Source organism: Citrobacter amalonaticus (assembly GCF_002918555.1).
GTDB lineage: Bacteria > Pseudomonadota > Gammaproteobacteria > Enterobacterales > Enterobacteriaceae > Citrobacter_C > Citrobacter_C amalonaticus_A.
In genome coordinates, this window is the sequence record NZ_PQMB01000003.1 from 854,036 (window position 1) to 880,833 (window position 26,798).

Here is a 26,798-nt window from a genome sequence, read left to right on the forward strand (position 1 = left end):
AAAGGTAATTGGTATGAAGGATACTGTTGTGCGCCTGATTATAACTTTCCTGATGGCCTGGTGCCTCAGCCTGGGGGCGTACGCTGCGACGGCCCCCGACGCCAAACAAATCGCCCAGGAACTGGAGCAGGCAAAAGCGGCAAAGCCCGCTCAGCCGGAGACCATTGAGGCACTCCAGTCTGCACTGAATGCGCTCGAGGAACGCAAAGGTTCCCTTGAGCGCATCGAACAATATCAGCAGGTTATCGACAATTTCCCAAAAATGTCCGCTTCTCTGCGCTCGCAGTTGAGCAACCTGCGTGATGAACCGCGTAGCGTCTCTCCCGGCATGTCCACCGATACGCTGAACCAGGAGATTCTCCAGGTCAGCAGCCAATTGCTGGATAAAACGCGTCAGGCGCAGCAGGAACAGGAACGCGCCCGGGAGATTGCCGACTCTCTAAGCCAGCTTCCGCAGCAGCAAACCGATGCCCGACGCCAGCTTAACGAAATTGAACGCCGTCTCGGTACCTCCACGGGTAATTCAGCGCTGAATCAGGCGCAAAATATCAGTATGCAGGCGGAGTCCGCCAGGCTGAAAGCGCAAGTGGATGAGCTGGAGCTGGCACAGCTTTCAGCCAACAACCGTCAGGAGCTGGCGCGTATGCGTTCAGAGCTGGCGGAAAAACAGAGCCAGCAGCTTGACGCATATCTACAGGCATTACGTAATCAACTGAACAGTCAGCGCCAGCTGGAAGCCGAACGGGCGCTGGAAAGTACGGAACTGCTGGCAGAAAGCAGCGCCGACCTTCCACCGGATATCGTCGGGCAGTTCACCGTAAACCGCGAACTTTCAGCGGCACTTAACCAGCAGGCTCAGCGTATGGATCTGGTGGCATCCCAGCAGCGTCAGGCGGCCAGCCAGACATTGCAGGTTCGCCAGGCGCTGAACACCCTGCGTGAACAGTCGCAGTGGCTGGGCTCCTCCAATCTGTTGGGCGAGGCGCTGCGCGCGCAGGTCTCGCGACTGCCGGAAATGCCAAAGCCGCAACAGCTGGATACAGAAATGGCGCAGCTGCGCGTCCAGCGCCTGCGTTATGAAGACCAACTCAACAAGCAGCCGCAGCTGCGTCAGATTCACCAGGCTGACGGTCAGCCGCTCACCGCTGAGCAAAACCGTATTCTGGAAGCACAGCTGCGTACGCAGCGTGAGCTACTGAATTCCCTGCTGCAAGGCGGCGACACGTTGATTCTCGAATTGACCAAGCTGAAAGTGTCTAACAGCCAACTGGAAGACGCGCTCAAAGAGGTCAACGAAGCCACCCACCGCTATCTGTTCTGGACTTCCGACATTCGTCCGATGTCCTTCTCCTGGCCGCTGGAAATCGTCCAGGATCTGCGCCGCCTGATTTCGCTTGATACGTTCAGTCAGTTAGGCAAAGCCAGCGTGATGATGCTGACCAGCAGAGAGACCATTTTGCCGTTGTTCGCCGCGCTGATACTGGTCGGGTTCAGCATCTATTCCCGCAGATACTTCACTCGTTTCCTGGAGCGCTCGGCCGCCCGGGTTGGTAAGGTCACTCAGGATCACTTCTGGCTGACGCTGCGTACGGTCTTCTGGTCAATTCTCGTCGCCTCGCCGCTTCCCGTTTTGTGGATGACGCTCGGCTACGGATTGCGTGAAGCCTGGCCTTACCCACTGGCCGTCGCGATTGGTGATGGCGTAACGGCGACGGTCCCTCTGCTTTGGGTGGTGATGATTTGTGCCGCCTTTGCCCGCCCGAATGGCCTGTTTATCGCCCACTTTGGCTGGCCGCGTGAACGCGTCACGCGGGCAATGCGCTATTACCTGATGAGCATCGGTCTTATCGTACCGCTGATTATGGCGCTCATCATGTTCGACAATCTCAACGATCGGGAATTCTCCGGCTCGCTCGGTCGCCTCTGTTTTATCCTGATTTCAGGTGCATTAGCGCTGGTTACGCTGAGTCTCAAAAGAGCAGGTATTCCGCTGTATCTCGATAAAGAGGGCGGCGGCGACAACATCGTTAACCGTATGCTGTGGAACCTGATGATCGGCGCGCCGCTGGTCGCGATTCTGGCTGCCGCCGTGGGCTATCTGGCCACGTCACAGGCGCTACTCGCGCGTCTGGAGACCTCCGTCGCCATCTGGTTCCTGTTGCTGGTGATTTACCACGTAATACGCCGCTGGATGCTGATACAGCGGCGCAGGCTGGCGTTCGACCGCGCGAAGCACCGCCGGGCTGAGATGCTGGCGCAGCGAGCACGTGGCGAAGAGGAAGTACACCACTCAAGCAGTCCGGAAGGGGCAATTGAAGTGGATGAGAGCGAGGTGGATCTCGACGCAATCAGCGCACAGTCGCTGCGTCTGGTACGCTCTATTCTGATGCTCATCGCCCTGCTGTCGGTCATTGTGCTCTGGTCAGAAATTCATTCTGCTTTTGGCTTCCTGGAGAATATCTCGTTGTGGGATGTCACTTCCACAGTTCAGGGCGTGGAGAGTCTGGAGCCGATAACACTGGGGGCTGTGCTGATCGCCATTCTGGTGTTTATCATCACCACACAGCTGGTGCGTAATCTGCCGGCATTACTGGAACTCGCGCTATTACAGCACCTGGATCTGACGCCAGGTACCGGTTACGCCATCACCACCATTACCAAATACCTGCTGATGTTAATTGGCGGGCTGGTCGGCTTCTCGATGATTGGTATTGAGTGGGCGAAGTTACAATGGCTGGTCGCCGCGCTCGGTGTTGGTCTGGGCTTTGGCTTACAGGAGATTTTCGCCAACTTTATATCGGGCCTGATCATTCTGTTTGAAAAACCGATTCGTATTGGCGACACGGTAACCATTCGCGATCTCACCGGCAGCGTGACCAAAATCAACACCCGCGCCACCACCATCAGCGACTGGGACCGCAAAGAGATTATCGTGCCGAACAAAGCCTTTATCACCGAGCAGTTTATCAACTGGTCGCTGTCGGATTCGGTTACACGTGTGGTGCTGACCATCCCGGCGCCGTCCGATGCCAATAGCGAAGAGGTGACGCAAATTCTGCTTACCGCTGCGCGCCGCTGCTCGCTGGTGATCGACAATCCGGCCCCCGAGGTCTTCCTGGTGGATCTGCAACAGGGGATTCAAATCTTCGAGCTGCGTATCTACGCCGCGGAGATGGGACACCGTATGCCGCTGCGCCATGAAATCCACCAGTTGATTCTGGCGGGCTTCCATGAGCACGGTATCGATATGCCGTTCCCACCGTTCCAGATGCGCCTGGAGAGTCTGGGTGGAACGAAAACACCTGCGGGAAGGACGCTCACCTCCGCCGGACGCGGACGTAAGGCGGGCAGTTTGTAATTTTGAGAGTGAACACATCAGATAGCGAAGAATAAACCGCCATAACCAAAAAGGCAGAAGCGCTGATAAAAAACAGATTCTGCCACCAATGGTCTTATTTTTTGAATAATCATTCTTCCATATATCACTCAGAGCCTGACCCACCCGGCTCTGAGTGATATATCCAGAAATGCCTGAACAAAGTCGTGTGCGGTAGCGTTTTTAACGCTGCTACTGCACGGTATTATCAGGCGCGATCGACCGTGAAGGCCATCACATCCGCAATCTGTTCCGCTCCCAGCGCCAGCATCACCAGCCGATCGACGCCTAACGCCACCCCAGAGCAATCCGGCATACCGGCTTTCAGCGCGTCAAGAAGGTTATTGTCAATCGGGTGTTGCGGTAAACCACGCGCAGCGCGTTTACGGTTATCCTGTTCGAAGCGCTGTTGTTGCTCACGGGCATCGGTCAGCTCGTGGAAACCATTCGCCAGCTCAATACCTTTATAGTAAACCTCAAAGCGTTCCGCGACGCGGTGATCTTCGGTACTGATTTGCGCCAGCGAGGCCTGACTTGCCGGAAAGTGGTAAACAAACGCGGGCTTCTCTTTACCGATATGCGGCTCTACGCCCACGGTAAACAACAGCTGCAGCAGAGTATCCCTGTCTTCTTCGGTATCGGCAATGTTACTGAGATCCAGCTTCGCCGCCACTTCTCGCAGTTGCGCTTTGTCAACAGACAGCGGGTCAATCTCCAGATGACGCTGGAAAGCCTGCTGATAAGAGAGGCTTTCCGCAGCCGGACATTCGAGAACCTGCTGTAGCAGATCGTCAACTTCATTCATCAGCCGGTACATGTCGTAATGTGGGCGATACCATTCGAGCATGGTGAATTCCGGGTTGTGATGACGTCCCATCTCTTCATTACGGAAACTACGACACAGTTGATAGACAGGCCCACACCCCGCCGCCAACAGGCGCTTCATGTGGTACTCCGGGCTGGTCATTAACCAGAGGCTCATTCCCTGTGAGTGGCCGGGGCCGACGAAACGCGTTTCGAACGGGAACAGATGGATATCCGTAACCGTCGCCTGGCTCATGCAAGGCGTCTCAACCTCCAGCACTCCACGGTCGGCAAAGAAACGACGGATCTCCGTCATAATTGCCGCACGTTTTAACAGGTTAGGGATGGACGCGCTCGGCTGCCAGGTTGCCGTTTCGCTCATGATACTTTCTCCGATTTAAGACAAGGGCACGAAGTCTACTCGTATCGATTCAGAGAGACAAATTTTGCACGGGAATAACACGGGAATAAATAGTGTGATCTGGGTAGTTAAAAAACTGCGGTTCAATGGTTTAGTAATTAAATTAATCAAAATCCATGATAATTCAGGCCTGTGATACGCTAAAAAAATCGAACACGTCAAATTTCCCCAACATCCCTCAGACTATACTGTTGTACCTATAAAGGAGCAGTGGAATCGCATTCGCAGCCCGCCGCTTTCAGGCTCTTCGTCTGACTGGCGAGGTTACGGAATAACAACAATCTGGAGGAATGTCGTGCAAACCTTTCATGCCGATCTTGCCATAATTGGCGCCGGTGGCGCGGGATTACGTGCTGCAATAGCTGCCGCGCAGGCAAATCCAAACGCTAAAATCGCACTAATCTCAAAAGTGTACCCAATGCGCAGCCACACCGTTGCTGCCGAAGGGGGTTCAGCCGCTGTCGCTCAGGATCATGACAGCTTCGACTACCATTTTCACGATACGGTAGCGGGTGGAGACTGGCTATGTGAACAGGATGTCGTGGATTACTTTGTCCACCACTGTCCAACTGAAATGACCCAACTGGAGCAATGGGGCTGTCCGTGGAGTCGTCGTCCGGACGGCAGCGTCAACGTACGTCGCTTCGGCGGTATGAAAATTGAGCGTACCTGGTTTGCTGCGGATAAAACCGGCTTCCATATGCTGCATACCCTGTTCCAGACCTCCCTGCAGTTCCCACAAATCCAACGCTTTGATGAGCATTTCGTCCTGGATATCCTGGTCGATGATGGTCATGCTCGTGGTCTGGTGGCGATGAACATGATGGAAGGCACTCTGGTGCAGATCCGCGCGAATGCCGTGGTCATGGCAACCGGCGGCGCAGGCCGCGTGTATCGCTACAACACCAACGGCGGCATCGTCACCGGTGACGGCATGGGCATGGCGCTGAGCCACGGCGTTCCACTGCGTGATATGGAATTCGTTCAGTATCACCCAACCGGTCTGCCGGGTTCCGGTATCCTGATGACCGAAGGCTGCCGTGGTGAAGGCGGCATTCTGGTCAACAAAGATGGCTACCGCTACCTGCAGGATTACGGCATGGGTCCGGAAACTCCGCTGGGCGAGCCGAAGAACAAATATATGGAACTGGGTCCGCGCGACAAAGTTTCTCAGGCGTTCTGGCATGAGTGGCGCAAAGGCAACACCATTTCCACACCGCGTGGCGATGTGGTTCACCTTGACCTGCGTCACCTGGGCGAGAAAAAACTGCTCGAACGTTTACCGTTTATCTGCGAGCTGGCGAAAGCCTATGTGGGTGTCGATCCGGTGAAAGAGCCGATCCCGGTACGTCCGACCGCGCACTACACCATGGGCGGTATCGAAACCGATCAGAGCTGCGAAACCCGTATAAAAGGTCTGTTCGCCGTTGGCGAGTGCTCTTCTGTGGGTCTGCACGGCGCTAACCGTCTGGGGTCTAACTCACTGGCCGAACTGGTGGTCTTTGGCCGTCTGGCTGGTGAACAGGCGATGGAGCGTGCGGCGACAGCCGGTACGGCTAACGATGCCGCACTGGACGCACAAGTTGCCGGCGTTGAACAACGTCTGAAAGACCTGGTTAATCAGGAAGGTAACGAGAACTGGGCAAAAATCCGCGACGAAATGGGTATCTCTATGGAAGAAGGTTGCGGTATCTACCGTACGCCGGAACTCATGCAGAAAACCGTGGATAAGCTGGCTGAGCTACAGGAACGCTTCAAACGCGTCCGTATCACCGATACTTCCAGCGTCTTTAATACCGACCTGCTGTACACCATCGAGCTGGGTCATGGTCTGAACGTGGCTGAATGTATGGCGCACTCTGCGCTGGCACGTAAGGAATCACGCGGTGCGCACCAGCGTCTGGACGAAGGCTGCACCGAGCGTGATGACGTCAACTTCCTCAAACACACCCTCGCCTTCCGCGATGCTGATGGCGCGACCCGCCTGGAATACAGCGACGTGAAGATCACAACTCTGCCACCAGCAAAACGTGTTTACGGTGGTGAAGCGGAAGCTGCCGAGAAGAAGGAGAAGGCGTAATGTCTGAGATGAAAAAGCTGAAAGTTGAGGTGGTGCGCTACAATCCGGAAACCGACACCGCGCCGCACAGTGCTTTCTACGAAGTGCCTTATGATGAAACAACGTCTCTCCTGGATGCGTTGGGCTACATCAAAGATAACCTGGCGCCAGACCTGAGCTATCGCTGGTCCTGCCGTATGGCGATCTGCGGCTCTTGCGGCATGATGGTCAACAATGTGCCAAAACTGGCGTGTAAAACCTTCCTGCGTGAATACACCCAGGGTATGAAGGTTGAAGCCCTTGGGAATTTCCCGATTGAGCGCGATTTGGTTGTCGACATGACGCACTTTATCGAAAGCCTGGAAGCGATCAAACCATACATTATCGGCAACTCGCGCACGCCGGATCAGGGTCCAAATACCCAGACTCCAGCGCAAATGGCGAAGTATCACCAGTTCTCTGGTTGCATCAACTGTGGTCTGTGCTATGCCGCCTGCCCGCAGTTCGGCCTGAACCCTGAGTTCATCGGTCCGGCTGCGATTACGCTGGCGCATCGTTACAACGAAGATAGCCGTGACCACGGTAAGAAAGAGCGTATGGCGCAGTTGAACAGTCCGAACGGCGTATGGACCTGTACTTTTGTGGGCTACTGCTCCGAAGTCTGTCCGAAACACGTCGATCCGGCTGCGGCCATTCAACAGGGTAAAGTGGAAAGCTCGAAAGACTTTCTTATCGCCACCCTGAAACCACGCTAAGGAGTGCAACATGACGACTAAACGCAAACCCTATGTGCGGCCAATGACGTCCACCTGGTGGAAAAAACTGCCGTTTTATCGCTTTTACATGCTGCGCGAAGGCACAGCGGTTCCGGCTGTCTGGTTCAGCATTGAGCTGATTTTCGGCCTTTTCGCGCTCAAGCACGGCGCGGAATCCTGGATGGGGTTCGTCGACTTCCTGCAAAATCCGGTGGTGGTGATCCTCAACCTGATCGCCCTGGCGGCAGCAATTCTGCACACCAAAACCTGGTTTGAACTGGCGCCAAAAGCAGCGAACATTATTGTAAAAGACGAAAAAATGGGTCCGGAGCCAATTATCAAAGGTCTCTGGGTGGTTACTGCGGTTGCGACCGTAGTCATTCTGTATGTTGCCCTGTACTGGTAAGGAGTCCGGGATGATTAATCCAAATCCAAAACGCTCTGACGAACCCGTATTCTGGGGCCTGTTCGGTGCAGGTGGTATGTGGGGCGCGATCGTTGCGCCGGTCATGGTTCTGTTGGTTGGCATTATGCTGCCACTGGGACTTTTCCCCGGCGATGCCCTGAGCTATGAACGCGTGCTGGCGTTTGCCCAGAGCTTCATTGGCCGTGCGTTCCTGTTCCTGATGATCGTTCTGCCGCTGTGGTGTGGCTTACACCGTATGCACCACGCGATGCATGACCTGAAAATTCACGTGCCGGCTGGCAAGTGGGTCTTCTATGGCCTGGCGGCGATCCTGACCGTTGTAACCGTGATCGGTATCCTTACGGTATAACGGTATACGCCCTCTTATTTTTCGAATGAGAGGGCGTTTTTTCTCTTCCACCTCTTATTTTCCCCGCAAGGCTCTACACTTAGGTAAAAAACCTAAGGAAAATATTATGCGCCTGCTTCCCATCGTTGCCGCCGTCACCGCAGCGTTTCTGGTCGTTGCCTGTAGCACTCCCACACCGCCTAAGGGCGTTACCGTCGTGAATAACTTTGATGCGAAACGTTATCTCGGTACCTGGTATGAAATTGCGCGGTTTGATCATCGTTTCGAGCGCGGACTGGAAAAAGTCACCGCAACCTATAGTCAGCGGGACGACGGCGGACTGAACGTGGTCAACAAAGGCTATAACCCGGACAGGGAAATGTGGCAGAAAAGTGAAGGGAAGGCCTATTTTACCGGCGACCCCGGCCGTGCAGCGCTCAAGGTTTCATTCTTCGGCCCCTTCTATGGCGGATATAACATCATTGCGCTCGACAGAGAGTATCGTCACGCGCTGGTCTGCGGCCCGGATCGCGATTACCTGTGGATACTCTCACGCACGCCGACCATTTCTGATGAAATAAAGCAGCAGATGCTGGCCGTCGCGACCCGGGAAGGCTTTGATATCAGTAAACTAATCTGGGTGGAACAGCCCCATTAATGCGTGCTGAGCTTCAACCCGATGATCCCTGCCACGATCAGGGCAAGGCTGGCAATACGCATCGGGTTGGCTGACTCGCCGAGCAGCAGGATACCGGTAATCGCCGCGCCTACCGCACCGATCCCCGTCCAGACCGCATAGGCGGTGCCGACAGGCAGCGTTTTCATCGCCCATGACAACATCGCCATGCTGACAATCATCGCTGCAATGGTAATGACGCTGGGCGTCAGGCGGCTAAACCCATGGGTATATTTCAGACCCACGGCCCAAACAACTTCGAGCAAACCCGCAATTAACAAGATTATCCAGGACATATCAGGCTCCGGAGAAATGGGGCCGTCCCCGGTGAAAGAAGCGTTTATACCCGTCATACTTCAAGTTGCAGGTGTGTTGGCTTTCCTCGCTCACCCCAGTCACGTACTCGTGTACGCTCCTGGGGATTCGCTGTGTCGCCGCCTTCCTGCAACTCGAATTATTTAGGGTTTACAGGTCGTCCTGCAAAGCTGGTCGTTGGAAAAGTATTTTTGCCTGAAAGAAAGTGAATTTCAACTTTTTTGTCTCCGCCCGGCTAAGAGCAGAATTAGATGTAATTCGCTGCGTACTTTGCGCATTCAGCACTCATCCGAGTTCTCTATGATGAGAAGCTTTCTGAAATCGGGAAGTCGTTAGCCTTACCTCTGAATGCGAAAAATCTATGTTGAAAATTTTAGTGATTGACCGTTGCCACTTTACTCGTATCGGAATAGAGGCCTGGCTTAATCATTCTGAGTTGTTTAACTCTACATTTATGGTTGCCGGGCTCAATAATCTCTTGCTGGCGAAAGAACATATATCGCAATGGAAACCGCATCTGGTTATCGCCGATCTGTATGGTTTTCTCCGCGATGCATGGTCACTTCAGCAAATCGCCCCGTTCTTTATGGCCAACAGTTCAGGCTCATTGATATTACTGCAATCGGGAGGCACAGAAAGCCAGCCGCACTATCCTGTTCATGCAACGTTATCAAAACAGGTAACCCTGCACGAGCTGGCGCTGAGTATCCATGATGCGTTGTATACCAGTCAGATATCAGAAGCACCGATCACCACCACACCGTTGCTGACGCCGCAGGAAGAGAATGTACTGACATTATGGATGGAAGGTGCAAGCAATAATGCTATCGCCAGCGCGCTGGGTATTCGCGGAAAAACGGTTTACACCTACAAGCGGAATATTCGGGTGAAATTGCATATGGATAATCGTTTCTCCCCCTTTCTGGCTATACCTGAGCAGAAAAACTAACGGCACGACCGTTTCCGTCGTACCGTTAACTTTATTACTGCTGAGCTTTAGTTGCCGCGCCCGAGATAGCGTTACCGCCGTCGGAGATGTCTTCCCCCACACCACGAGTGGTATTACACGCCGTCAATACTGAGGAAAGCACTAAAACAGAAAAGATCGCAGCAATTGTTTTCTTAATCATAACGTCTTCCTTTTCTAACCAATGTTGTTTGTGTATAGCAACTTAAGCATAGACAAAATCCCGAAAATTGACGGGAGTTCGACGAAATTTAAGACAACGGGAAGCGGTCAGCTGGCTGCGTGAGAAATGGAGTTACCAGGATGTTTAAGCCACGTGCGGTGTTACAGCCCGCCAGCAACGTTGTGGTGAGAAGGAGAAGAGTTACAAGGCCGGGAAGACGTTTCATCATTCCTGCCCTGGAAACGTGATGGCGCAGCAAAACGCTGCACCTCATTTACTACGTCCACAAAATCATTCAAGCGGCGTCGCGACGGCAAACGAACTTGTACAGCCGCAGGCTCCCCAGGCAAGGGGCAAAGATGCCTCTCATACGATCCCCACAGCACAGATAACTCTGCGACAGGGGTTTCAGAGAGCAGCCAACAAAGAGGCAGCCTGCAGAATAAAGTGGATTATTTAACGCGGGATACGTACTCGCCAGAACGCGTATCCACTTTGATCACTTCGCCAATCTGTACGAACAGCGGAACTTTAACCACTGCACCAGTCGACAGCGTCGCCGGCTTACCGCCAGTACCTGCGGTATCACCTTTCAGACCTGGATCGGTATCAACGATTTCCAGCTCCACAAAGTTCGGCGGCGTCACGGAGATCGGCTGACCATTCCACAGCGTTACGATACACTCAGCCTGGTCCAGCAGCCATTTTTCGCTATCGCCAATGGCTTTTGCATCTGCAGACAGCTGTTCAAAGGTTTCGTTGTTCATGAAATGCCAGAACTCACCGTCGTTGTACAGGTAAGTCAGGTTCATATCGACAACGTCTGCGCCTTCAGCGGAATCGGTGGATTTGAAAGTTTTCTCAACGCGGGTACCGGTCAGCAGGCGGCGCAGCTTAACGCGCGCAAAAGCCTGACCTTTACCTGGTTTAACGAATTCACTGGCTTCAACCGCGTAAGGTTCGCCGTCCAACATGATTTTAAGACCAGCACGAAAATCGTTGCTATAGTACGTTGCCATAAGGCCCTCTGAAAATTGTTAACTGGTAGCTAAGCCACAAAATGGCGCATATTGTAACCCTAAATACCCCATCCAGAGAAGATTGGTTAGTGCAACTTGCCGATGTTGTGACCGATCCCGATGAACTTCTGCATCTTTTGAATATAGACGCAGATGAAAAACTGTTGGCCGGACGCGATGCAAAACGCCTCTTCGCCCTGCGCGTACCCCGTGCTTTCATTGCCCGCATGGAGAAAGGAAATCCTGACGATCCGCTTCTGCGTCAAGTACTTACTTCGCAGGACGAATTCGTTTCCGCGACCGGTTTCTCCACCGATCCGCTGGAAGAGCAGCACAGCGTCGTACCCGGATTGCTGCATAAATACCGCAACCGTGCGCTACTACTGGTAAAAGGCGGCTGTGCGGTTAATTGTCGCTACTGCTTCCGTCGCCATTTCCCTTATGCGGAAAATCAGGGCAATAAGCGTAACTGGCAGGTCGCACTGGACTATATTGCCGGGCATCCGGAACTGGACGAGATCATTTTCTCCGGGGGGGATCCGCTTATGGCGAAAGATCGTGAACTCGACTGGCTGCTTACGCAACTTGAGGCTATTGGACACATCAAACGCCTGCGTATTCACAGTCGCCTGCCAATCGTCATCCCTGCGCGGATCACCGATGCGCTGACCGACCGCTTTGCACACTCTTCCCTGCAAATTCTGCTGGTAAACCATATCAACCACGCCAGGGAGGTTGACGAGACGTTCCGTCAGGCGATGGGGAAACTGCGGAAAGCTGGCGTCACGCTGCTTAACCAGAGCGTGCTGTTACGCGGGGTTAACGACAATGCGCAAACGCTGGCAGATCTCAGCAATGCGCTGTTTGACGCAGGTGTGATGCCCTATTATCTGCACGTGCTGGATAAAGTTCAGGGAGCGGCGCATTTCATGGTGAGCGATGATGAAGCTCGTCAGATTATGCGCGAGCTGCTAACGCTGGTGTCCGGCTATATGGTGCCTAAACTGGCACGAGAAATTGGCGGGGAGCCAAGTAAAACACCGCTCGATTTACAGCTACGCCAGAACTAATGTTATGACCTGGATGGTTATATATCCTGAATAATTCGGGTTGCAGGACAAATCGCGTAGTCGTTTTGAACAGCGCTTGCGCTGGCCCGGAAGGGGCGAGGCCGAAGGCCGAGTAACAACGCCAACGTACCTGCAACTTGAAGTATGGCGGGGATAAAAGGGAAATCGGGTTCTGGGTCGCCGTCACGCCCTGAACTGGACGCCATTCATCTGGTCACTCTGCGGGAAACGCAAAATGGCCAGGTAATGCCAGTCCCCCCTCTCACAACACGGGTAGATGATGATTTCATCCTGCAACATCTCATTGCAACGACTGAGAAATAGCTCAATAAATAGTCCAAAATTATCCGTTTAATAAAAAATCAATCGATAATTAATTGATACCAATAGAGGAAAACCGTCTGGCATAAAAAATTATTATTTCGGACGCTGCTTGTCTGGAGTAAGGCTTTCTGTTTATGTTATTTTAATCACGCTCAGCAAATTCATCATTAATATAACAAATTCAATATTAATTATCCGATAAATAATGGGTTAGGGAGAACCGTGCATGACTATTACTATCAAAGGCATCAATACTGGCATTATTCGTAAAGCGAATGAATTTATCGCTCTGGCATTAAAGATAAAAGAGCCAGGAAATAAAGAGTCATTATTCTTTCTGACCGCGCTTGAGCTGAGGGATCTTCTTATCGCACTGGAAAGTCGACTCCATCAAAAACAGCAACTCAATGCAGAAGAACGTCAGCAATATGAAAAATCGCGTGATATAGCCAGCGAAAAAATGCATGAAAATATTCCACTTATTCAGGAAGATGAGCTCAGAAATGCGGATATAAATCGTCGGGTGAATGTATTATCTTTCATCGATAAGCAGACCGAAAATCTGACATTTTCTTTCACATTACATGATGGCAATGTATGCGAATTGATTATTAATGAACTACAGATTGAAGTTCTTGTTCGCGCAATTATTCGAGCGTTCGATAATGCGGGGATGCGTGAACTGGTACAGCGTATTACGTCGCTCCTGGATTTTCTGCCATTATATGATGCTGATTGCCAGGACAACGGTAATCTGGAATTCGACTCTTACACGCAACCCGAGTGGAAGCACAATCTTTTTACCCACTACCTGGCTATGGTGTATCGCTTTACGGATGAATCCGGTAAAGAACATTTCAGCGGCGCTGTTGTTAAAACGCGAACACCATCCGGCAGCAATGAGGCTGAAGCCATTTCACGTCGTTTGCTCGATTTCAGTCCACGATTGAAAAAGCTGACCGGTGTACCGTGTCAGGTATTTGTCAGGACGTTAGCCACAGATAAAGCGCCCAAGCTGACTCAGGATCAGTGCCTGCACGCTCTGCATCATTTGCGCGTTCAATCCGCAAAAACGGCTGTACTACAGCCATAATGTACTTCTCCGGTGACGCTACGCTCATCAGACCAACAGGCCTGATAAGTCACCTTAGCGTCACCATTATCCGACAACAGCAGTTATCAGTTAGGGCACTTATAAACCTGACCAATCATCTCGCTGGCGGTCGGGACAAAGCTGGATAACATACCCTGTGTTGGGCTGCTCACACCGTAGATCACGTTGCCGCCCATCGCCGCAGCCTGATTACGCAGATCATTTGCCGCACCGCGCATAGAGCCACCCTCTTCGCCATGTTGACCAGAAAGCCAGTTGCTCTGCTTACCGGTCGCCGTACCAACCAGCTGGCATTCGGCGCCGGGCTTCTCTTCAACAAAACGAACGCTCTGTCCAGCCGCGCTCAGTTCGTTGCTGGAGCTACAACCCGCCATCAGTAGCGCGGCACCAACGATCCCTGCTAAATATTTCACGTGCATGTTATTCCCCATAATCAATGAGCTGGACGTTTTGTCCGTATCTGAATCTTATACTAGAAAGATGACCAAAAGAAAAACCCCCGGACATTTCTGCCTGGGGGTTTCTCATTTTTTGCGAGATGCTTATTTAATCGAATAATTCAAGTTACAGGAAGGCGACAAGTTCGTATCCCTCATTCATCCCCGGTCGCTTACATCAGTAGTGACCAGGGTGAAGAAACGCAGTCAACGCATCTGCGGCCTGAAGTATGAAGATTAAATTACATCATGCCGCCCATTCCACCCATGCCGCCCATACCGCCAGCAGCACCTAAGTCAGGCGCATCGCCTTTCGGCAGATCGGTAACCATGCACTCGGTGGTGATCATCAGGCCAGCAACAGACGCCGCGTACTGCAGAGCAGAACGGGTAACTTTAGTCGGATCCAGGATACCCATGTCGATCATGTTGCCGTACTCTTCGGTCGCAGCGTTATAACCGTAGTTGCCGTCGCCAGCTTTAACGGTGTTAGCCACAACAGACGGCTCTTCGCCGCAGTTCAGCACGATCTGACGCAGCGGAGACTCCATTGCGCGCAGCGCAACTTTGATACCCACGTTCTGGTCTTCGTTCTGACCTTTCAGGTCGGCAATCTTAGACGCTACGCGAATCAGCGCCACGCCACCGCCAGCAACCACGCCTTCTTCTACCGCAGCACGGGTTGCGTGCAGGGCGTCTTCAACGCGTGCTTTCTTCTCTTTCATCTCAACTTCGGTAGCAGCACCAACTTTAATGACTGCAACGCCGCCTGCCAGTTTCGCTACGCGCTCCTGCAGTTTTTCACGATCGTAGTCAGAAGTGGCTTCTTCAATCTGCTGGCGAATCTGAGTCACACGCCCCTGAATTGCCGCTTCTTCACCCACGCCATCGATGATGGTGGTGGTGTCTTTGTTGATTACAACGCGTTTCGCCTGACCCAGATCTTCCAGGGTCGCTTTTTCCAGTTCCATACCGATCTCTTCAGAGATAACGGTACCACCGGTCAGAGTAGCGATATCCTGCAGCATTGCTTTACGACGATCGCCGAAGCCCGGAGCTTTAACCGCAGCCACTTTCACGATGCCACGCATGGTGTTAACCACCAGGGTAGCCAGCGCTTCGCCTTCAACATCTTCAGCGATGATCAGCAGCGGTTTGCCAGCTTTCGCAACGGCTTCCAGAACCGGCAGCATTTCGCGAATGTTGGAGATTTTCTTATCAGCCAGCAGGATGAACGGGCTTTCCAGCTCTACTGCGCCAGTTTCCGGCTTGTTGATGAAGTAAGGAGACAGATAACCGCGGTCAAACTGCATACCTTCAACCACGTCCAGTTCGTCCTGCAAACCGGTACCGTCTTCAACGGTGATCACACCTTCTTTACCGACTTTATCCATCGCTTCAGCGATCAGTTTACCTACGGTTTCGTCAGAGTTAGCGGAGATGGTACCAACCTGAGCAATCGCTTTAGAGTCGGAGCATGGTACGGACAGGGTTTTCAGTTCTTCAACCGCAGCAGCGACAGCTTTGTCGATACCACGTTTCAGATCCATCGGGTTCATACCCGCAGCAACGGCTTTCAGGCCTTCGGTGATGATGGACTGAGCCAGCACGGTCGCGGTGGTGGTACCGTCGCCTGCCGCGTCGTTCGCTTTAGAGGCAACTTCTTTCACCATCTGCGCGCCCATGTTTTCGAACTTATCTTCCAGCTCGATTTCACGTGCTACGGAAACACCATCTTTAGTGATAGTCGGTGCACCGAAAGATTTATCCAGAACTACGTTACGGCCTTTCGGACCGAGGGTAACTTTCACTGCATCTGCCAGTACGTTTACGCCGCGCAGCATTTTCACACGAGCGTCGTTACCGAATTTTACGTCTTTAGCTGCCATTTTCTCTTTCCCTTAAATTCGTATGTTCAGTGTCGTTCGCGGATTACGCTTCAACAATTGCCAGAATGTCACTTTCAGACATGATCAACACTTCTTCATTGTCGATCTTCTCAGATTTCACACCATAGCCATCGTTAAAAATAACGATGTCGCCAACCTTAACATCCAGCGGCTGCACAGTACCGTTATCCAGGATGCGACCCTTACCGACAGCGATGATTTCGCCACGAGTTGATTTACCCGCTGCGGAACCGGTCAGAACGATGCCGCCAGCAGATTTAGATTCAACTTCTTTACGCTTGACGATCACACGATCATGTAACGGACGAATACTCATTGATAGCTCTCCTTTGAGAAAGTCTTTATCAGTTATGGGTGACGCCGGCCCGTAAACGGTTTCCCGGCTAGTGACCAGAGAGATGGGGGTGAGGTTTTGCCCCTTCAAGGGGCAATGCGAAAAAAAAATCGCATCAGCCAAAAATCCTGTAAAAAGCCTACTGACATCACATTTCCCCCCAATTTCGGGTGAGCCATCATAAGCAAATCCGATTGTGGTAACATCGAAAATCTGCGCAGTGGCCTGATTCTCAGGCGAAACCGGATAACAACTCATGAGTGGACTGAAACAAGAGCTGGGACTGGCTCAGGGCATTGGCCTGTTATCAACATCATTATTAGGAACCGGCGTGTTTGCCGTTCCAGCATTGGCCGCCCTGGTCGCAGGCAACAATAGCCTGTGGGCCTGGCCGGTTCTTATCGTGTTGGTTTTTCCGGTAGCGATTGTGTTCGCCCTGCTGGGTCGCCACTACCCCAGCGCAGGCGGGGTGGCGCATTTTGTCGGCATGGCGTTTGGTTCTCATCTGGAGCGGATCACCGGCTGGCTGTTTTTGTCGGTTATCCCTGTCGGCCTCCCGGCAGCACTGCACATTGCCGCCGGATTCGGTCAGGCGATGTTCGGCTGGCACGGCTGGCAGCTTCTTCTGGCGGAGCTTGGAACGCTGGCGCTGGTCTGGTTTATCGGCTCCCGCGGCGCCAGTTCCAGTGCTAACCTGCAAACGGTGATTGCCGGATTGATCGTCGCGCTCATTATTGCCATCTGGTGGGCGGGCGATCTTAAACCGGCAGAAATCCCCTTTCCCGCGCCAGGCGATATTGCAATCTCCGGGTTGTTCTCTGCGCTGTCAGTGATGTTCTGGTGCTTTGTCGGTCTAGAGGCTTTCGCCCATCTGGCATCAGAATTCAAAAATCCCGAACGCGATTTTCCCCGCGCACTCATGATTGGTTTGCTACTGGCGGGTTCCGTCTACTGGGGTTGTACCGTCGTGGTGCTGCATTTTGACGCTTACGGTGAAACTATGGCAGCAGCGGCATCACTGCCGGAAATCGTGGTTAAGCTGTTCGGCGTCCAGGCGCTATGGGTAGCCTGTGTGATTGGCTATCTGGCCTGTTTTGCCAGTCTGAACATTTATATCCAGAGCTTTGCCCGTCTGGTGTGGTCCCAGGCGCAGTACAAACCGGACCACTACCTGGCGCAGCTCTCTTCACGCCATATCCCCCGCAACGCCCTCAACGCCGTACTGGGCTGCTGCGTCGTCAGTACACTGGGGATTTACGCGCTTGAAATCAATCTTGATGCGCTGATTGTCTACGCCAACGGCATTTTTATTATGATCTATCTGCTGTGCATGCTGGCGGGATGTCGTTTGCTGAAAGGACGCTATCGCGTGCTGGCAATAATTGGCGGTTTGCTGTGCCTGCTGTTGCTGGCGATGGTTGGCTGGAAGAGCCTGTATGCGCTGGTTATGCTGGCGGTGCTGTGGTTGTTTTTACCCCGCAGGCCGAATAAGCGTTAGCGCTATCCGGCCTGCCGGCATTAATCCCTGCGATCGTCTTTATGTTCAATACTGTTACGATCGTCATCTTTGCGCTGGAATTCACCGTCAAAGGTCTCTCCGCCCCCCGTTCCGGCGCTAAAACCGCCTCCCGGCATCCGGGAGAATCGCAGATGCGGCAGCAGCTTCATCGTCAGATGCTTCTGCACCGGAGGTAATAAAAGAAGAAGACCGAGGAAATCGGTAAAAAATCCCGGCAGCAGCAGCAGCAGACCAGCAATGATCAATGACACACTCTTAATCATCTCAGCCGCGGGGCTTTCACCTGCCGCCATTTTCTGTTGCATCAGTAAAAAGTTCTTAAATCCCTGGTTACGAACCAGCGACATCCCGATAACCGAGGTGAAGATCACCAGCAGCAGGGTCATCAGGACGCCCAAAACATGGGCAACCTGGATAAAAATAGAAATCTCAATGTAAACATAGAGAAAGACAGCAAGTAACGGTACCCAGCGCAAAGGATTCTCCTTAAATGACCCCGTGATATCACGCAGATCTGAATATAGTTGCATTCCGCATTAAGCGGATGTTGTGGTAGTTCGAGAAATTTCAAGTCGTTTGCATAGTTATTTTTGAAGGTAATCCTAAAGCGGTGACCTATTTCACAAAATAATAATTAAGGAGTAATTACCCGCACTTAAAGTGATCCAGATTACGGTAGAAATCCTGAAGCAGCATATGATCTCGGGTATCAGACCGATGCAGGGGATAATCGTCGGTCGGAAAACGTTCGTAACCACATATATCCTGTGTGTTTAGTGCAATTCATTGGCAGCTTGAAAAAGAAGGTTCACATGTTAAACAACATTCGTATCGAAGAAGATCTGTTGGGTACCAGGGAAGTTCCAGCCGAAGCCTACTATGGTGTTCATACTCTGAGAGCGATTGAAAACTTCTACATTAGCAATAACAAAATCAGTGACATCCCTGAATTTGTGCGTGGTATGGTAATGGTGAAAAAGGCAGCAGCTCTGGCAAACAAAGAGTTGCAAACCATTCCTAAAAGTGTGGCGAATGCCATCATTGCCGCATGTGATGAAGTCCTGAATAACGGTAAATGCATGGATCAGTTCCCGGTAGATGTTTACCAGGGCGGTGCAGGCACCTCCGTCAACATGAATACCAACGAAGTGCTGGCCAATATCGGGCTTGAGCTGATGGGTCACCAGAAAGGTGAATATCAGTACCTGAACCCGAACGACCACGTTAATAAATGTCAATCCACCAACGACGCCTATCCAACTGGCTTCCGCATTGCGGTTTACGCTTCAATCATCAAACTGATTGATGCTATCAACCAACTGCGTGAAGGTTTTGAGCGTAAAGCGGTTGAATTCCAGGATATCCTGAAAATGGGTCGTACCCAGTTGCAGGATGCAGTGCCGATGACGCTCGGTCAGGAATTCCGTGCTTTCAGCATCCTGCTGAAAGAAGAAGTGAAAAACATCGAACGTACTGCTGAGCTGCTGCTGGAAGTTAACCTCGGTGCAACGGCGATCGGTACTGGTCTTAACACCCCGAAAGAGTATTCTCCTCTGGCTGTGCAGAAACTGGCGGAAGTCACTGGTTTTGCCTGTGTACCGGCAGAAGACCTGATTGAAGCCACCTCTGACTGCGGCGCATACGTGATGGTGCACAGTGCGCTGAAACGTCTGGCTGTGAAGATGTCCAAAATCTGTAACGACCTGCGTTTGCTCTCCTCTGGTCCACGTGCCGGCCTGAACGAGATCAATCTGCCGGAACTGCAGGCGGGCTCTTCCATCATGCCAGCAAAAGTGAACCCGGTTGTGCCAGAAGTCGTCAACCAGGTCTGCTTCAAGGTCATCGGTAACGACATCACCGTTACGATGGCATCTGAAGCAGGTCAGCTGCAGCTGAACGTAATGGAGCCAGTCATTGGCCAGGCAATGTTTGAATCCATTCACATTCTGAGCAATGCCTGCTACAACCTGCTGGAGAAATGCGTTAGTGGTATCACTGCTAACAAAGAAGTCTGTGAAGCGTTTGTATTCAACTCCATCGGCATCGTTACTTACCTCAACCCGTTCATCGGTCACCACAACGGCGACATCGTCGGTAAAATTTGTGCCGAAACAGGTAAGAGCGTACGTGAAGTTGTTCTGGAGCGCGGCCTGTTGACTGAAGCAGAGCTGGACGATATTTTCTCCGCACAGAACCTGATGCACCCGGCTTACAAAGCAAAACGCTATACTGATGAAAGCGAACAGTAATTGTACAGGGTAGTACTACAGGGGGCACGTCACACGACGTGCCTTTTTTCTTGTAAGAAGTTACCAAATAACAACAATTTAATATCAACTTGTTAAACAACAAGGAAGGCTAATATGATAGTTGTCGAACTTATCATTGTTTTGCTGGCAATCTTTTTGGGCGCCAGACTAGGGGGCATCGGTATTGGATTTGCAGGTGGGCTTGGCGTTCTGGTTCTTGCCGCCATCGGCGTGAAGCCAGGTAATATCCCATTTGATGTAATCTCCATCATCATGGCAGTTATCGCTGCGATTTCTGCCATGCAGGTTGCTGGCGGTCTGGACTATCTGGTTAACCAGACAGAAAAGCTGCTGCGTCGTAACCCGAAATACATCACGATCCTCGCCCCGATTGTGACCTATTTCCTGACTATCTTTGCTGGTACCGGCAACATCTCCCTGGCAACCCTCCCGGTTATTGCCGAAGTGGCGAAGGAACAAGGCGTTAAGCCATGCCGTCCTCTCTCCACGGCGGTGGTTTCCGCACAGATTGCGATTACCGCTTCTCCGATCTCCGCTGCGGTAGTTTATATGTCTTCTGTCATGGAAGGTCATGGTATCAGCTACATCCACCTGCTCTCCGTGGTCATTCCGTCCACCCTGCTGGCAGTGCTGGTCATGTCCTTCCTGGTCACCATGTTGTTTAACTCTAAACTTTCTGACGATCCGGTATACCTGAAGCGTCTGGAAGAAGGTCTGATCGAACTGCGCGGCGAGAAGCAGATTGAAATCAAACCGATGGCGAAAACTTCCGTCTGGCTGTTCCTGCTGGGCGTCATTTGCGTGGTGGCCTATGCGATCATCAACAGCCCGAGTCTCGGCCTGGTGGCGACTCCGCTGATGAACACCACTAACGCCATCCTGATCATCATGCTGAGCGTCGCAACGCTGACCACGATTATCTGCCGCGTTGAAACTGACTCTATCCTCAACTCCAGTACCTTTAAAGCCGGTATGAGCGCCTGTATTTGTATCCTGGGTGTTGCATGGCTGGGCGACACTTTCGTGTCTCACAACATTGACTGGATCAAAGATACTGCGGGTAGCGTAATTCAGGGTCATCCGTGGCTGCTGGCGGTCATCTTCTTCTTTGCTTCTGCTCTGCTGTACTCTCAGGCAGCGACTGCAAAAGCACTGATGCCGATGGCTCTGGCGCTGAACGTCTCTCCGCTGACCGCTGTAGCCTCTTTCGCTGCGGTTTCTGGTCTGTTCATTCTGCCAACTTACCCGACTCTGGTTGCGGCGGTGCAGATGGATGACACCGGTACAACCCGTATCGGCAAATTCGTCTTCAACCACCCGTTCTTCATCCCAGGTACGCTGGGTGTTGCGCTGGCCGTCTGCTTTGGCTTCCTGCTGGGCAGCTTCATGTTGTAAGTTTTACCTGCGGGGCGTATCTGCGCCCCGCTCGCCTTTCCCCACTTCTCCCCGCTTCAACTAACATCTCTCCCCCCTTCCGTTGTATAGTGACCACTCTCTAGCCGGTCTTTCTGTCTTTCGAGGTGTTTATGCTTGATGTCAGCAGTCAGGATATGCCCATCCCCGAAACCGTGGTGGTACTCTGTACCGCACCGGATGAAGCAACAGCCCAGGATCTGGCCGCCAGGGTGCTGGCGGAAAAACTGGCCGCCTGTGCGACATTGCTCCCCGGGGCAACCTCGCTCTACTACTGGGAAGGTAAGCTGGAGCAGGAATATGAAGTGCAGATGATTTTGAAAACATCAGTTTCACACCAGCAAGCGCTTCTTGATTGCCTGAAGTCGCATCATCCCTACCAAACGCCAGAACTGCTGGTTTTACCCGTCACTCACGGAGACATTGATTATCTCTCATGGCTCAACGCATCCTTACGCTGATCCTGCTTCTTTGCAGCACATCTTCCTTTGCCGGATTATTTGACGCCCCGGGTCGCTCGCAGTTTGTCCCTGCAGACCAGGCGTTTACTTTTGATTTCCAGCAAAACCAGCACGACGTCAATCTCTCCTGGCACGTGAAGGACGGCTATTATCTTTACCGCAAACAGGTCAGCATTACGCCTGCTCAGGCAGATATTGCCGAAGTCCGGCTCCCGCCGGGCACCTGGCATGAGGATGAGTTCTACGGGAAGAGTGAAATCTACCGTAAACGGCTGAACATTCCGCTCACCGTCAATCAGGCAGCCTCTGGCGCAACGTTGACGGTCACCTATCAGGGCTGTGCCGATGCCGGTTTCTGCTATCCACCAGAAACCAAAATCGTACCGTTAAGCGCAGTCGCCGCCAGCCCTGAAGCCTCGTCAGCAACAACGTTGGCTCCCGTAAAACAATCTGAGCAAACGCCTGCTGAACTGCCCTTCTCCGCGCTGTGGGCGCTGCTGATTGGTATTGGTATCGCTTTTACGCCTTGTGTACTGCCGATGTATCCGCTGATTTCCGGCATTGTGCTCGGCGGGAAACAGCGCCTGTCGACGGGACGCGCGCTGCTGTTAACGTTTATTTACGTGCAGGGGATGGCGCTCACCTATACCGCGCTGGGCCTGGTGGTCGCGGCGGCGGGGTTACAGTTTCAGGCCGCACTTCAGCATCCGTACGTGTTAATCGGTCTGACGGTAGTTTTCACCCTGCTTGCGCTGTCGATGTTTGGTCTTTTCACCCTCCAGCTCCCCTCATCTCTGCAAACGCGCCTTACGCTGATGAGCAACCGCCAGCAAGGCGGTTCTTCGGGCGGCGTGTTTGCGATGGGGGCGATTGCCGGTCTTATTTGCTCACCATGCACCACCGCGCCGCTGAGCGCGATTTTGCTGTATATCGCCCAAAGCGGAAACATGTGGCTGGGGGGCGGAACACTGTATCTCTACGCGCTGGGCATGGGGCTACCGCTAATGCTGGTGACCGTGTTTGGCAACCGTCTGCTGCCGAAAAGCGGCCCATGGATGGAACATGTCAAAACGGCTTTTGGCTTTGTGATCCTCGCGCTGCCGGTCTTTTTACTTGAGCGGATTATCGGTGATGAATGGGGTTTACGCCTGTGGTCGCTGTTGGGCATCACCTTTTTCAGTTGGGCGTTTATCACCAGCCTGCAGGCAAAGCGTGGCTGGATGCGCATTGTGCAGATTATCCTGCTGGCAGCCGCGCTGGTGAGCGTACGGCCCTTGCAGGACTGGGCGTTTGGTACAACCGTCGCCCAGACGCAGGCGCATCTGAACTTTAAGCCGATTGCGACCGTCGACGAGTTAAATCAGGCGCTGGCCGAGGCAAAAGGAAAACCGGTGATGCTGGATCTGTACGCCGACTGGTGCGTTGCCTGTAAAGAGTTTGAGAAATACACCTTCAGTGACCCGCTGGTACAAAGGGAGCTGAACGACACGGTGCTGTTACAGGCCAATGTCACCGCCAACAATGCGCAGGATGTGGCGTTGTTGAAACATTTGCAGGTGCTGGGGCTACCCACCATTCTGTTCTTTGATGACCAGGGTCAGGAGCACCCGCAGGCGCGGGTAACAGGCTTTATGGATGCGCCAACGTTCAACGCGCATTTGCGCGATCGCCAACCGTGAGCAACACTTGCAAAAGAATAGACAGAGGAAAATACCGTGCAACGTGAAGATGTCCTGGGAGAAGCCCTGAAACTGTTAGAAGTTCAAGGGATTGCCAACACCACACTTGAGATGGTGGCAGAGCGCGTTAATTATCCGCTCGAAGAACTGCAACGCTTCTGGCCGGATAAAGAGGCGATTTTATACGATGCGCTACGCTATCTTAGCCAGCAGGTGGATATCTGGCGCCGTCAGCTGATGCTGGATGAAACGCAGTCCGCAGAGCAAAAGCTGCTTGCGCGCTATAATGCGCTTTCAGAATGTGTGAGCAATGAGCGCTACCCCGGCTGTCTGTTTATCGCCGCCTGCACGTTTTACCCCGATCCGGCACACCCGATCCATCAACTGGCCGATCAGCAGAAAAGCGCCGCATACGATTTTACCCATGAACTGCTAACCACGCTGGAGATTGACGATCCGGCAATGGTCGCCAAACAGATGGAACTGGTACTGGAGGGTTGTCTGAGCCGGATGCTGGTTAACCGTAGCCAGGCCGATGTGGAGACCGCACACCGTCTGGCAGAAGATATTCTGCGTTTCGCGCAGTGTCGTCAGGGTGGCGCACTGACCTGATTCAGATTTCATTACCCTGCTGAACCGCATATAATTTCGACAATACGGACATGTTAAAAGGAATTATATGCGCCTTCTTCACTGCGTCCTCCTCACAGGTTTTCTCTCTGCCCCCCTGTTTGCCAAACCGTTAACCGGTTTTTCGTTCGCCCATAAAGACTGGGAAGTTGCGTGTGATAATACCGGCACCTGCCGGGCGGCGGGTTATAGTGATAATGCGGTAAGCGTTCTGCTCACGCGGGCGGCAGGCCCCGACACCCGCGTAAAAGTTGAGGTGACCTTTGCACAACGCACGGCAGATCAGTCGCCCCTGACAGGCGCGACGCTTTTTATTGACGGTCAAAAGAAAGGTGAATTAACCAACCTCTCAGACGGATATTTTACGCTCGACTATGAACGCCGAAGAGAATTTCTGGCCGCCTTACGCCAGGATAACACCATTGAGTTTGTTGCCGATGGGGAACGTGTAACGCTTTCTGGCGCAGGTTCTGCCGCAGTGTTACTGAAAATGGACGAATTTCAGAAACGTATCAATACCCAAAGTGCTCTGCTGCATCCGGGAGATAAAAACAGCAACGATGTGCTGAAGGCCGAACCTGTCCCCCTCATCATCACCCAACCGGTCGTTCGTACTCCGGACTCTGAACCTTTAACGGCTGCGCAGCAGCTAAAAATAGCGCCTCAGCTCAGGCTCACTCCCGAGATGGGATGTCGTGAACTTACAGAGGATAAAGAACGGGTTTATTACCGTATTCCGGTTGATAAACATCATGTATTAATTCAGACCGAATGCTTTGATAGCTCCCGTTTCGCCCTCTGGCTCACCAATGCAGAACTTACCGCCCCACCCGTACTCATCACCAGCGATGCCAGTGAATATGAAAATGGAGAGATCGCCCGTTTCAGCGACCCCATTCAATTCTGGGTTTGGGATGGAAAGCACTTCACTCTGCGTGATGAATACCGTAGCGGCGGACAGGGAAACCTCTCTATTGGCGGTGTCTGGACGCTCCCTACGTTTGTCAGTAACGTACGCGCTCAGTCTGAAGTGGATGCCGATAATGCGGCTTTAAAAACGCTACAAAATGCCGTCGCGAATATGCAAAAAACGGCTCCGGAATTTGCTCTGAGCAAAATTGCCGGGCAGTTCCCGTTAACCGGAAAAGTCACCAATTTTACAATCTCTTACGCTGAAGATTCAGCGAAACCAACCACAAAACCCTCTGCTGAGATTAGCGATGATGAGTGGCAGGCATGGTCCCGTACAACGATAATTGTCGATTCGGAACATGGTCGGGTGAATTTCACGCTGGTTGATCTGGACGGCGACGGTAAACGCGATCTTATTATCGACAGTTACGTTGGTGGCACAGGGCTTTTCAGCTATACCGGCGTGCTCAAACGCGGTGATGACAGGTTTTTCGCCCTCAGCAGAACCCCGGATGACGATGACTTTGGCGTGCCCGGCGCCCTGTTTTCGGAAAATGGACGCGGCGCCAATCAGTGGAGCCAATGGGTACGCATCAACGGCCAGGTTTATGCGCTCTGGTTCAACGGCTTATATAATGAAGATAACCTTTATCTACTGCGTCCGTTTAGTGCAGACGATAAGGTTCCCGTTGTAACCGTCCACTATCATCATGAATACGATATGAATTCAATTGAACCGCAAGACGCGGGACAACCGTTAAGACCGACATTAAGCGATAGTGATAAAGCTCAATTAATCAAAACGCTGAATACAATGCAACGTCATCGTTCAGAAAACAGACAGGCCGCCCCAATTTGCCCTGTACCGCCTGCAACCTCACCGGAAGAGGCAGACAGTTACAGTATGGGGATTGCGGGCACCTATGTGACTCAACATGTTGCAGATATCCCCATCTGGCTTAATGGGGAATGTTTTATCGGCACGGTTGAGAGCTATTTTGGCCGGGGTGAAACTCTCGACCTCACCTCACCGAAGGATCGGGACAGTATTATTGGTGGCTATTCGATTTCAGGTTTAAGGCGGGTCACCGCGATACAGAGCGAATGGAGACACAGAGAAGGCGATAACGGCGCGTGATAAATTCGGGTAAAAATTCCGGGAAAATTGCAAAATCGCCGTAAAGTTAAGCAACCAGACGTGAAAATGAGAAATTTGGTTGACGGGCTGTACGGATTACGGTTTAATGCGCCCCGTTGCCCGGATAGCTCAGTCGGTAGAGCAGGGGATTGAAAATCCCCGTGTCCTTGGTTCGATTCCGAGTCCGGGCACCAAAATTCATATTAACGGACCTCCACGGAGGTCCGTTTTTGCATTCAAAGCCCGCCAAAATCAACGCTACTACAATATCTTAACA

At 52.4% G+C, this 26,798-nt stretch carries 24 protein-coding genes, 1 tRNA gene and 1 pseudogene; 17 read left to right on the forward strand and 9 right to left on the reverse strand.

Annotation, left to right across the window (positions count from 1 at the left end):
• The first annotated feature begins 28 nt into the window (after positions 1 to 28).
• Positions 29 to 3,358: a miniconductance mechanosensitive channel MscM gene (mscM, locus tag C3432_RS16830; protein ID WP_103777889.1), complete on the forward strand. Its 3,330-nt coding sequence runs from the start codon at positions 29 to 31 to the stop codon at positions 3,356 to 3,358.
• A gap of 226 nt (positions 3,359 to 3,584) precedes the next feature.
• On the opposite strand, the gene epmA is transcribed toward mscM, so the two are convergent.
• Positions 3,585 to 4,562 carry an elongation factor P--(R)-beta-lysine ligase gene (gene epmA, locus C3432_RS16835; RefSeq protein ID WP_103777688.1) on the reverse strand — a complete coding sequence of 326 codons (978 nt, stop codon included), beginning with the start codon at positions 4,560 to 4,562 and terminating at the stop codon, positions 3,585 to 3,587.
• 334 nt (positions 4,563 to 4,896) lie between these two features.
• On the opposite strand from epmA, the gene frdA reads away from it, so the two are divergent.
• The 5 genes from frdA (at position 4,897) to C3432_RS16860 (ending at position 8,828) form a co-directional block, all read left to right on the forward strand.
• Positions 4,897 to 6,681, forward strand: a complete 1,785-nt coding sequence (gene frdA / locus C3432_RS16840; RefSeq protein WP_103777689.1) for a fumarate reductase (quinol) flavoprotein subunit — start codon at positions 4,897 to 4,899, stop codon at positions 6,679 to 6,681.
• Entirely contained in the window at positions 6,681 to 7,415 is a 735-nt protein-coding gene (gene frdB / locus C3432_RS16845; protein WP_103777690.1) for a fumarate reductase iron-sulfur protein, read from the forward strand. Before frdA ends, frdB begins: the two co-directional genes overlap by 1 nt.
• Positions 7,416 to 7,425: 10 nt before the next feature.
• On the forward strand, positions 7,426 to 7,821 hold the full coding sequence (gene frdC, locus C3432_RS16850) for a fumarate reductase subunit FrdC (RefSeq protein WP_103777691.1): 396 nt from the start codon (positions 7,426 to 7,428) through the stop codon (positions 7,819 to 7,821).
• A 10-nt stretch (positions 7,822 to 7,831) separates the two neighbouring features.
• The gene (frdD, locus tag C3432_RS16855; protein WP_103777692.1) at positions 7,832 to 8,191 is read left to right on the forward strand and encodes a fumarate reductase subunit FrdD; all 360 of its coding nucleotides are present in this window, start codon (positions 7,832 to 7,834) and stop codon (positions 8,189 to 8,191) included.
• Positions 8,192 to 8,297: 106 nt separating this feature from the next.
• Positions 8,298 to 8,828, forward strand: coding sequence for a lipocalin family protein (locus tag C3432_RS16860; protein WP_103777693.1), 531 nt, complete (start codon positions 8,298 to 8,300; stop codon positions 8,826 to 8,828).
• On the opposite strand, the gene sugE is transcribed toward C3432_RS16860, so the two are convergent.
• The gene (gene sugE, locus C3432_RS16865; protein ID WP_103777694.1) at positions 8,825 to 9,142 is read right to left on the reverse strand and encodes a quaternary ammonium compound efflux SMR transporter SugE; all 318 of its coding nucleotides are present in this window, start codon (positions 9,140 to 9,142) and stop codon (positions 8,825 to 8,827) included. The genes C3432_RS16860 and sugE overlap by 4 nt on opposite strands.
• Before the next feature lie 380 nt (positions 9,143 to 9,522).
• On the opposite strand from sugE, the gene C3432_RS16870 reads away from it, so the two are divergent.
• Complete coding sequence (locus C3432_RS16870) at positions 9,523 to 10,110, forward strand: helix-turn-helix transcriptional regulator (protein ID WP_103777695.1); 588 nt, start codon at positions 9,523 to 9,525, stop codon at positions 10,108 to 10,110.
• Between the two features lie 34 nt (positions 10,111 to 10,144).
• On the opposite strand, the gene ecnB is transcribed toward C3432_RS16870, so the two are convergent.
• The 3 genes and pseudogenes from ecnB to efp form a co-directional block, all read right to left on the reverse strand.
• Entirely contained in the window at positions 10,145 to 10,291 is a 147-nt protein-coding gene (gene ecnB, locus C3432_RS16875; protein WP_032940256.1) for a lipoprotein toxin entericidin B, read from the reverse strand.
• A 107-nt stretch (positions 10,292 to 10,398) separates the two neighbouring features.
• Positions 10,399 to 10,520 (reverse strand): annotated as a pseudogene (locus C3432_RS16880) (Entericidin A).
• 223 nt (positions 10,521 to 10,743) lie between these two features.
• Positions 10,744 to 11,310, reverse strand: a complete 567-nt coding sequence (gene efp / locus C3432_RS16890; RefSeq protein ID WP_042321361.1) for an elongation factor P — start codon at positions 11,308 to 11,310, stop codon at positions 10,744 to 10,746.
• A 41-nt stretch (positions 11,311 to 11,351) separates the two neighbouring features.
• Here efp and epmB point away from each other — a divergent pair, with 41 nt between their 5' ends.
• Both epmB and yjeJ read left to right on the forward strand, forming a co-directional pair.
• Entirely contained in the window at positions 11,352 to 12,380 is a 1,029-nt protein-coding gene (epmB, locus tag C3432_RS16895; RefSeq protein WP_103777697.1) for an EF-P beta-lysylation protein EpmB, read from the forward strand.
• Positions 12,381 to 12,930: 550 nt separating this feature from the next.
• Positions 12,931 to 13,797 (forward strand): YjeJ family protein, encoded by an 867-nt coding sequence (gene yjeJ / locus C3432_RS16905; RefSeq protein ID WP_103777699.1) that lies wholly within the window; start codon positions 12,931 to 12,933, stop codon positions 13,795 to 13,797.
• Between the two features lie 86 nt (positions 13,798 to 13,883).
• On the opposite strand, the gene C3432_RS16910 is transcribed toward yjeJ, so the two are convergent.
• The 3 genes from C3432_RS16910 to C3432_RS16920 form a co-directional block, all read right to left on the reverse strand.
• Entirely contained in the window at positions 13,884 to 14,237 is a 354-nt protein-coding gene (locus tag C3432_RS16910; RefSeq protein ID WP_103777700.1) for a DUF4156 domain-containing protein, read from the reverse strand.
• A 260-nt stretch (positions 14,238 to 14,497) separates the two neighbouring features.
• Positions 14,498 to 16,144, reverse strand: a complete 1,647-nt coding sequence (gene groL, locus C3432_RS16915) for a chaperonin GroEL (RefSeq protein WP_103777701.1) — start codon at positions 16,142 to 16,144, stop codon at positions 14,498 to 14,500.
• A gap of 43 nt (positions 16,145 to 16,187) precedes the next feature.
• Positions 16,188 to 16,481, reverse strand: coding sequence for a co-chaperone GroES (locus C3432_RS16920; protein ID WP_000027827.1), 294 nt, complete (start codon positions 16,479 to 16,481; stop codon positions 16,188 to 16,190).
• A 274-nt stretch (positions 16,482 to 16,755) separates the two neighbouring features.
• On the opposite strand from C3432_RS16920, the gene yjeH reads away from it, so the two are divergent.
• Complete coding sequence (gene yjeH, locus C3432_RS16925; protein ID WP_103777702.1) at positions 16,756 to 17,997, forward strand: L-methionine/branched-chain amino acid transporter; 1,242 nt, start codon at positions 16,756 to 16,758, stop codon at positions 17,995 to 17,997.
• A 20-nt stretch (positions 17,998 to 18,017) separates the two neighbouring features.
• On the opposite strand, the gene C3432_RS16930 is transcribed toward yjeH, so the two are convergent.
• Positions 18,018 to 18,494, reverse strand: coding sequence for an FxsA family protein (locus C3432_RS16930; protein WP_103777703.1), 477 nt, complete (start codon positions 18,492 to 18,494; stop codon positions 18,018 to 18,020).
• A 336-nt stretch (positions 18,495 to 18,830) separates the two neighbouring features.
• Here C3432_RS16930 and aspA point away from each other — a divergent pair, with 336 nt between their 5' ends.
• The 7 genes from aspA (at position 18,831) to C3432_RS16965 (ending at position 26,715) form a co-directional block, all read left to right on the forward strand.
• Positions 18,831 to 20,267, forward strand: coding sequence for an aspartate ammonia-lyase (gene aspA / locus C3432_RS16935; protein WP_103777704.1), 1,437 nt, complete (start codon positions 18,831 to 18,833; stop codon positions 20,265 to 20,267).
• Positions 20,268 to 20,381: 114 nt separating this feature from the next.
• On the forward strand, positions 20,382 to 21,683 hold the full coding sequence (gene dcuA / locus C3432_RS16940) for an anaerobic C4-dicarboxylate transporter DcuA (protein ID WP_103777705.1): 1,302 nt from the start codon (positions 20,382 to 20,384) through the stop codon (positions 21,681 to 21,683).
• 131 nt (positions 21,684 to 21,814) lie between these two features.
• Positions 21,815 to 22,162, forward strand: a complete 348-nt coding sequence (cutA, locus tag C3432_RS16945) for a divalent cation tolerance protein CutA (RefSeq protein WP_103777706.1) — start codon at positions 21,815 to 21,817, stop codon at positions 22,160 to 22,162.
• Positions 22,138 to 23,841, forward strand: coding sequence for a protein-disulfide reductase DsbD (locus tag C3432_RS16950; RefSeq protein ID WP_103777707.1), 1,704 nt, complete (start codon positions 22,138 to 22,140; stop codon positions 23,839 to 23,841). Before cutA ends, C3432_RS16950 begins: the two co-directional genes overlap by 25 nt.
• Positions 23,842 to 23,877: 36 nt before the next feature.
• Positions 23,878 to 24,453 (forward strand): transcriptional regulator, encoded by a 576-nt coding sequence (locus tag C3432_RS16955; protein WP_103777708.1) that lies wholly within the window; start codon positions 23,878 to 23,880, stop codon positions 24,451 to 24,453.
• A 67-nt stretch (positions 24,454 to 24,520) separates the two neighbouring features.
• Positions 24,521 to 26,521 (forward strand): DUF1176 domain-containing protein, encoded by a 2,001-nt coding sequence (locus C3432_RS16960; RefSeq protein WP_103777709.1) that lies wholly within the window; start codon positions 24,521 to 24,523, stop codon positions 26,519 to 26,521.
• A 118-nt stretch (positions 26,522 to 26,639) separates the two neighbouring features.
• Positions 26,640 to 26,715 (forward strand) — tRNA-Phe (locus tag C3432_RS16965).
• Positions 26,716 to 26,798 lie beyond the last annotated feature (83 nt).